The organism is Streptomyces carpinensis (genome assembly GCF_002154505.1).
Lineage (GTDB): Bacteria > Actinomycetota > Actinomycetes > Streptomycetales > Streptomycetaceae > Streptomyces > Streptomyces carpinensis.
Genome location: NZ_MUBM01000560.1, coordinates 1 through 7,299, shown reverse-complemented (window position 1 = coordinate 7,299; position 7,299 = coordinate 1). Strand labels below are relative to the sequence as shown.

Genomic DNA, 7,299 nt, shown 5'->3' with positions numbered 1-7,299 from the left:
AGTCCCTGGCGGCGCACGATGGCGAGGGCGAGGAGTTTCGCGGAAACGCGAGCTTCTCGCCTTCGTCGTTTCCGCGCACCTTCACCACCGGCCGCGGGGCCGGCCGGGCGCGGCCATGGCGTCGGCCGATCCGCGGCGTCAGCCGGGCGTGATCACGACCGTGTAGGCCCCCGAAGGTGTGCGGTCCTCCACCTCCACCCGGACACGGTCGCCCGGCACCGTGAAACTCTCGCCCACCCCGAGGGGCGCGTCCGCGAGCGGCGGGTAGACGGAGTTCTCCGGGCAGGCCGAGGTGTGCGGATGGGTGTCGACCACCCGGATGGGCCCCTCGCCCGACTCCGTCCCGCTGCGCACCCGGTACACCAGCACCCCCTCCCGGCACGCGGTGACGTCGTTCCCCAGCGACTCCCGCGCCTCGATGGCCAGTGCGCTGTGGCTCCCGGTCCGCACCACCGCGAGCTTCGTGCCGCCGCCCAGCCCGAACAGCGGCCGTCCGGCGGCACCCGCCGCCGACGGGCCCGTGCCCGCCGGGCCCACCTCCACCGGCTCCAGCGTCAGCCGGGTCGGCTTGGTTCCCCGCACGCACGCCACCTGACGGGGGTCCAGCCAGCCGAGCCGCCACTTGTGCCAGGCGAAGAAGTCGGGTGAGAGGGCGAACTGGCTGCCCATCAGGTCCCAGTCCCCCACATAGGTGTCCCAGTCACCCTTGTCGTCCGCGGGGGCGTGGTACAGGTCCGGCAGGTCGAAGACGTGTCCGGTCTCGTGCGCGAGCACCAGCCGGTCCGGCGGATGCCGTTCGAACACCGTCACCACCCGCCGGATGTCCGTGTTGTCGGCTCGCAGCGGGGTCTGCAGGTTGACGACCTTCGTGGCGTCCGAGTCGACACCGGGCGCATCCGGGTCGGCCACGAAGTAGACGACGCCGTAGCGCGAGAAGTCCACCTTCGGGTCGGCGGCGGCGAGCGCGTCGCGCAGGTAGGCGGCCCGGCGGGCGGCGTTCCAGTCGCGGTGGATGGCGTACGCGGTGGACGCCCTCGGCATCCGGATCCACTGCTTGAGCGGATGCGGCCGCAGCTTGAACCGGCCGTAGGACGCCCGTTCGTAGAACTGGCTGGTGGACGGGAAGTAGTCGGCGGCGAGTTCCGCCGGGGTGGTGAGCGGGGTCGAGTCGGGAAAGGACAGGAAGATCATCACGGCGTCGATCGGCTTGGTCGGCCGGACGTAGGCGGAGTTCCAGGAGTCCACTCCCTCCGAGTGGTGCACATCGGTCCGCGGCAGCTCGCAGGGCACGGGCGAGAACGGCTCGGCGACCGACGGACCGCTCAGGATCGAGGTGGCGGCGACCGCCGACATGACGGAGAACACGGCCGCGGCGCTGCGCAGTCGGGGCCGCACCCCTGCGCCGCCCAGCGCTTTGAGGGCGTCACGGGTGAGCACCTTCAAAGGAAGCTGACGCGGCACGGGGGACCTCCGGGTGCGGTTCGCGGGGACACCGCACCCAGCCTGTGGGAGTTTGTAGAGGTACGCCCTGTTTGTCTGCACCGGAAGGGTGAGGGAAGGTGAGTGACCCGAGTTCGCGCCGCACCGAGCCGTGGTCCGCACGGTGTTCGCAGCCATGGCCCGCACGTCGTCCGGGGCGATGGCGGCTCCGGGGGACGACACCCCCGAACCACTCACGGAACGTCACAAGTGGTCGGTCGTCAGAAGAACCCGTCCAAGTGCGAGCAGAAACAATCTGCGAGAAGGACCCGCCACCTCGCAACACCGGCAAGTGGCTGGAACGGGTCAGGCGCCAGCATCTATGATCGGCACACTTTCCTGGCACTTTCCTGCGCGGACACGGGCCCGGCGGCCGTGCGTCATCCGGCCGGCCGCCCGACGAGACCGATACGAAGACCGAGTGCACTGCGGGAGCGAGCGGTGAGCGGAACGTCCGAAGGGCCGACGCCCGCGGCAGACCTCATCCGGCCGAAAGTCACACAGAGTGATGTTACGAAGCCGTTCGGTACCGGAACGGCCGTCGCCGCCGTCGGCGAGGGAGGGGCAGGCGCCACCACCGCCCCGACCCCTCTCCCGACGCCTCCGATCGTCCCGTCCGAGCCCGCCCCGGGACCCGGGCCGACACCCTCGCCGGCGGCCCTCGCCGCGCCCGACCTCACTCCGATGGCGGAACCGGCCCTCGTTCCGGCCGGATTCACCGACTTGGCCGAACCCGCGCCGGTCGCTTCCGCCGCCCCCGCGAGCCAGCCCTTCCGCTCGGTCTTCGACACCGCTCCCCTGGCGATGGCCGTGCTCGACGGCGCGGGGCTGGTCGTCAGCGCCAACGGCACCTTCGGCGCGCTGCTCGGCAGCGAACCCGGCGAACTCGCCGGGCAGGTCGCCGCCGACCTGGTGGACCTGGCCTCCGACACCCGCACCTGGCACGCCTACCGCGAGGTCCTGCACGGCCGGCAGGCCCGGCTGCGCTGCACCCGCCGCCTGAAACACGCCGACGGCCGGTCGCTGTGGGTCCAGGTCACGGTCGCCCCCCTGCCCCCCGAACACCCACCGCCGCCGGAGAGCACACCCGGGCCCCCCGGCGTGCTGCTGTCCATCACCGACGTCAGCGCCCGGCGCGAACTCCAGGCCCGGCTGCGGCACGTACGGATGCACGACCCGGTGACCCGGCTGCCCAACCGCACGCTGTTCTTCGAGCGCCTCTCCGCCGCACTGGAGGCGGAGCCCACGGCGTCCGCGGAGTCGCACGAGCACGGCGGGACCGGCCGGATCGGCCTGTGCTACCTGGACCTCGACGGCTTCAAGGCGGTCAACGACACCCTCGGCCACCGCTTCGGCGACCGGCTGCTCGCGGCCGTGGCCCAGCGGCTGACGAACTGCGCCGACGCGGCCGGCCACGGCCGGGCCGGCGCCCCGCTGGTGGCCCGGCTCGGCGGCGACGAGTTCGCGCTGCTCGTCGAGGACTCGACCGGCACCGAACAGCTCGCCGACCTGGCCGAGTCGGTGCTGACGGTCCTTCAGGCGCCGTTCGAGATCTTCGGCAGACGGCTGTCGGTGTCGGCGTCGATCGGCGTGGTCGAGCGGCAGACCGCCGGGACCTCGGCCACCGCCCTGATGCAGGCGGCCGACACCACCCTGTACTGGGCGAAGGCGGACGGCAGGGCCCGCTGGACCCTGTTCGACCCCGAGCGCAACGCGCACCGCATGACCCGTCAGGCGCTGGTCTCCACGCTGCGCGCGGCCATCGAGCGAGGCGAGTTCACGCTGGAGTACCAGCCGCTGGTCGGCATGGACGACGGGCGGCTGCGGGGTGTCGAGGCGCTGGTGCGCTGGCGGCACCCGCAGTTCGGCGTGCTGACGCCGAATCGGTTCATCACACTGGCGGAGGAGGACGGTTCGATCGTGCCGCTCGGCCGCTGGATCCTGGCCACCGCCTGTCGCCAGGCCCGGCGCTGGCAGCTGGACCACCCGGACGAGCCGCCGATCTTCGTCAGCGTCAACGTCGCGGTCCGTCAGGTGTGGGACTCCGACCTGGTCACGGACGTGGCCCAGGTGCTCACGGAGACCGGACTGGCGCCGCACCTGCTTCAATTGGAGCTGACCGAGTCGGCGGTGATGGGCTCGGCCGGACGGCCGCTTCAGGCGCTGCGGGCCCTCAGCGACATGGGCGTGCACATCGCCATCGACGACTTCGGCACCGGCTACTCCAACCTGGCCTACCTCAGCCGCCTGCCGGTGTCGGCGCTGAAGCTGGACGGGTCCTTCGTGCGCGGTTTCCAGTACGAGGAACGGGAGACGCGGGAGCCGCGGGAGACGGGGACGCGGGAGGCCGCGGCGAGCCGGCCGAACCCCGCCGACGAGGTGATCGTCGAGGCGATGATCCAGCTCGCCCACCGGCTGGGGCTGACCGTCACCGCCGAGTGCGTGGAGACCTCCGACCAGGCCAGCCGGCTGCGCCGCATCGGCTGCGACACCGGACAGGGCTGGCTGTACTCCCGGCCGGTCTCACCGGACCGCATCTCCGAACTCCTCGACGGCCACGCCTGCGGGCGCCGCTAGGGTCTCCCGTTCGGATCATGCCGGGCTCGCGGGGCCTGGCACGCACTCCCACACTGCCTCAAGGGCGTGGGCTGTGCCCCCAGCGGCGTCGTCGTCGGTCGCCGACGCCCCCAGGCTCCCAACGAGCAGGGGGACCCCCGTCGCGGCCACACCCTCCTCCGCCTCGCGGCCGCACGCACCAGACCCCGCTCCCTGATCCGGCCCGATCCGAACGAAGGACCCTGGCGGCCTCAGGCCCCAGTCGGCGACGGGGACGAGGCGGGCAACCCGTAGGCGTCCGCGATGAGTTCGTAACTGCGCAGGCGCACGTCTCCGCTGTGGGCGTTGCTCGTGATCATCAACTCGTCGGCGCCGGTGCGCTTGTGGAGGTCGTCGAGGCCGGAGCGGACCTCGTCCGGGGTGCCGTGGATGACGTTGGCGTTCCAGGAGGCGATGAAGTCCCGTTCCATCGGGCTGAATTCGTATGCCTCCGCCTCCTCGGGGGTGGGGACCAGGCCGGGGCGGCCGGTGCGCAGCCGGACCATGTTCAGCGCGGCGGCCAGCACTTGGCGGCGCGCCTCCTTCTCCTCGTCGGTGGCGAGGGCCGCGACGCCGATCAGGGCGTACGGGGCGTCGAGGACCGCGCTGGGGCGGAACGACTCGCGGTAGAGGTCCAGGGCCGGGATGGTGTTCTGCGCGGAGAAGTGGTGGGCGAAGGCGAACGGCAGACCGAGCATGCCGGCCAGGCGGGCGCTGAAGCCGGAGGAGCCGAGCAGCCAGATCGGCGGCCGGTGGGGGGACTGCACACCACCCGGGGAGGTAGCCTGGATCGGGCCGGGGACGGCGTGGATACGGCCGTAGGGGTGGCCGTCGGGGAAGTCGTCGTCGAGGAAGCGGGTGAGTTCGGCGAGCTGCTGGGGGAAGTCGTCGGCGCCCTCGTTCAGGTGGTCCGTGCGGCGCAGGGCGGCGGCGGTGGCGCCGTCGGTGCCGGGGGCGCGGCCGAGGCCCAGGTCGACCCGGCCGGGGGCCATGGCCTCCAGGGTGCCGAACTGCTCCGCGATCACCAGCGGGGCGTGGTTCGGCAGCATGACACCGCCCGAGCCGAGGCGGATGCGTTCGGTGTGGGCGGCGAGGTGCGCGAGGATCACAGCCGGCGAGGAGGAGGCGACGCCCGGCATGGAGTGGTGCTCGGCAACCCAGTAGCGGTGGTAGCCCCTGCTCTCCGCGAGGCGGGAGATCGCGACGCTCGTGCGCAGCGCGTCCGTGGCGGTGCGGCCCGCTCCCACGGTCACCAGGTCCAGTACGGAGAGGGGTACGGGTGCGGTGCCGAGGGCTTCGCCGCGGATCTCGTTCGCCAACACGGGGGCGCCTCCTGTGTGTGCCGTGCGCTTGTCCTGCCCGGTCCTAACAGGAGACGCTCTCCGCTTATTCCCTCACCCGTCTCTCACGCCGCCAGCGCGTGTCCCGGGTGCAGGACCACCTTGGTGTAGCCCTCGATCCGCTTGTCGAACTTCTCGTACGCCTGGGGCGCCTGGTCCAGGGGCAGCTCGTGGGAGACCACGAAGCTGGGCTTGGCGCGCCCGGCGATGATCAGGTCGCGCAGCTGGCGGTTGTACCGCTTGACGTTGCACTGGCCGGTGCCCATCTGCTGGCCCTTCTCGAACATCCGGCCGATGGAGACCAGCAGCTGGCCGTGCTTGGCGTGCTCGTCGGGCCCGCCCGGGTCGGAGGGTACGTACAGCCCCGGTATGCCGAGCATGCCGGTGGGCCGTACCGTCTCCACGAGCGTGTTGAGGACGACGGCGGGCTCCTCGTGGCCGACGTCCTTGTGCGACTGGGCCTGGTAGCCGACGGCGTCCACGCCCTTGTCGGTGCCCTCGCCGTCCGTCTGCTCCTTGATCTGCTCGGCCGGGTCGCCCTTGGTGAAGTCGATGGGGACGGCCCCGATCTCCTCCGCCTTGGCGAGCCGCTCCGGCACCCGGTCCACCGAGAACACCTTGGAGGCGCCGCGCAGCAGCGCCGAGTAGGCGGCCATCAGGCCCACCGGTCCCGCGCCGAAGACGGCCACGGACTCCCCGGGCGAGACCTGGGCGAGTTCACAGCCGTGGTACCCGGTCGGGAAGATGTCCGCGAGCAGCACGAAGTCGGTCTCGTGCTCCTCCCCGGGCGGCAGCTTCAGGCAGTTGAAGTCGGCGTAGGGCACACGCACCCGCTCCGCCTGGCCCCCGAGGTAGGGGCCCATCGCCACGTATCCGTAGGCTCCGCCGGCGAAGCCGGGGTTGACCGTCAGACAGAACCCGGTCTTCTCCGCGAGGCAGTTCTTGCAGAACCCGCACGCGACGTTGAACGGCATCACGACCCGGTCACCCTCGGACAGGGAGGTCACGCCGCTGCCGACCTCCTCGATGATGCCGAGGTTCTCGTGCCCGAAGACGATGCCCGGCTCCGCGGCCGTGCGGCCCTCGTACATGTGCAGGTCCGAGCCGCAGATCGCGGACGACGTGACCCGGACGATCACATCGTTGGGGTGCTGGATCCGCGGGTCGTCGACGTCCCGCACCACCACGTTGTAGGGCTTCTCATAGACGACGGCTTTCACCTGGGTCACCTCCGCGTCGGACGCTGGACGCCGACGGCGACGACGGGCCGCTGCCGGGGGCGGGACACACAGGTAGACCGAACCGCCGGGTGCTGCCGGGCCCCAGGGGCGTTCTCGCTGCACCGCCGGACACTTCCAGGTAACGCCCCCGCGACCGCAGCCGCAACCCGCCCGGGGCGTCACGCGGGACCCGGCCCGTCGCACACGCGGCGACCCGGGCCGCCTCACACCTGGACGATCGGCTCCCGGGTGAACAGCGCACCCAGTCCCGGGGCGTTGACACGGCGGTCGGTGAGCCGCAGGGCCTCCCACACGGTCACCTGGTTCGCGGTGAGGACGGGTGTGCCGAGCTCCTGCTCCAGGGCCGGGATGTGGGAGACGGTGTGCAGGGCGGTGTCCGGCAGGAGCACCGCGTCGGCGTCCCCGGCCTTCGCCTGCCGCGCCAGGGCCAGGACCTCCGCCTCGCCCCAGGCGGCCACCTCTGCCGCCGTGGTGGTCCCGGCGCTGTGCGCCGAGGTCACCTCCACCTGCCCGGCGCGCAGGAAGTCCACGAACAGGGCGGTCACGTCGTCGGGGTAGGGCGCCGCGACCGCCACCCGGCGCGCGCCGATCTCCCGCACCGCGTGCACGAAGCCGAAGGAGGTCGAGGAGGCCGGCATGCCGGC

General features: G+C 72.2%; 5 protein-coding genes. 1 reads left to right on the top strand and 4 read right to left on the bottom strand.

Annotation, left to right across the window (positions count from 1 at the left end):
* Nucleotides 1-138: 138 nt before the first annotated feature.
* Nucleotides 139-1,461 carry a M6 family metalloprotease domain-containing protein gene (locus BZY54_RS46055; protein WP_086731294.1) on the bottom strand — a complete coding sequence of 441 codons (1,323 nt, stop codon included), beginning with the start codon at nt 1,459-1,461 and terminating at the stop codon, nt 139-141.
* Nucleotides 1,462-2,085: 624 nt separating this feature from the next.
* Between BZY54_RS46055 and BZY54_RS46050 the strand changes: the two genes are divergently transcribed.
* Entirely contained in the window at nt 2,086-4,056 is a 1,971-nt protein-coding gene (locus BZY54_RS46050; RefSeq protein ID WP_425276392.1) for a putative bifunctional diguanylate cyclase/phosphodiesterase, read from the top strand.
* 230 nt (nt 4,057-4,286) lie between these two features.
* Here the strand turns inward: BZY54_RS46050 and BZY54_RS46045 are convergent, their stop codons facing one another.
* The 3 genes from BZY54_RS46045 to BZY54_RS46035 form a co-directional block, all read right to left on the bottom strand.
* On the bottom strand, nt 4,287-5,393 hold the full coding sequence (locus BZY54_RS46045) for an LLM class flavin-dependent oxidoreductase (RefSeq protein WP_086731296.1): 1,107 nt from the start codon (nt 5,391-5,393) through the stop codon (nt 4,287-4,289).
* Nucleotides 5,394-5,479: 86 nt separating this feature from the next.
* On the bottom strand, nt 5,480-6,634 hold the full coding sequence (locus BZY54_RS46040) for a glutathione-independent formaldehyde dehydrogenase (protein ID WP_086731295.1): 1,155 nt from the start codon (nt 6,632-6,634) through the stop codon (nt 5,480-5,482).
* A 224-nt stretch (nt 6,635-6,858) separates the two neighbouring features.
* Nucleotides 6,859-7,299 (bottom strand): maleate cis-trans isomerase family protein (locus BZY54_RS46035; protein WP_425276391.1); only part of this gene is annotated, 441 nt, incomplete at its 5' end.